The organism is Acinetobacter sp. RF14B (assembly GCF_006864105.1).
Lineage (GTDB): Bacteria > Pseudomonadota > Gammaproteobacteria > Pseudomonadales > Moraxellaceae > Acinetobacter > Acinetobacter lwoffii_C.
Map to the genome: position 1 here is coordinate 1 of NZ_SMTB01000223.1, position 559 is coordinate 559.

The window sequence follows — 559 nt, forward strand, 5'->3', positions numbered from 1 at the left end:
TTATCTAATCTAGTAGTCACTATTTATTTCTCTAATCTTGTATACTTTTATCAGTATTTCACTACTGTATAAGTAGCTTAGAAAATATGAGTTTTACCTATTACGTTCACTGCCATATAGGCAGCTTAAAAATTTTATCTATTGCTCAGAAGCAGATCAAATAGATTTATTGCACAGTGAAAATAAATGCTGTCTTTACTAAGATACAATACTCTTTAAAAAAATCAACCATATGAGTTTTAACTATAGTCAACTTTTAATAAAAAAATTCAAAATAGTAAGGTGAAATATTTTCTACCCACTCCCATATTCTAAATAAATACATAATATTCAATGCCTTATATTTTAATCATGGATAAAAAATTCAATTTATCTAATGAAATTGAACCAATCGGTTGTTGATCACATACCGCATAGTAAATCGCGTCAGGATGTCGAACCCCCGTCCCACCCACTTTATTTAAATCATCTTCGATATAACTCAAATACAATGGATAATCTGCATCTCGTGCATAGTTTTCCAATACAGTACAGCGAGCCTGTTGTTTTTTCTCAGGGA

1 protein-coding gene is annotated in these 559 nt (G+C 30.2%); it reads right to left on the minus strand.

Annotated elements, in window-relative coordinates; genetic code table 11:
* Positions 1 to 338: 338 nt before the first annotated feature.
* On the minus strand, positions 339 to 559 hold a 221-nt coding region (locus E2K52_RS15150; protein WP_151205706.1), incomplete at its 5' end, for a hypothetical protein.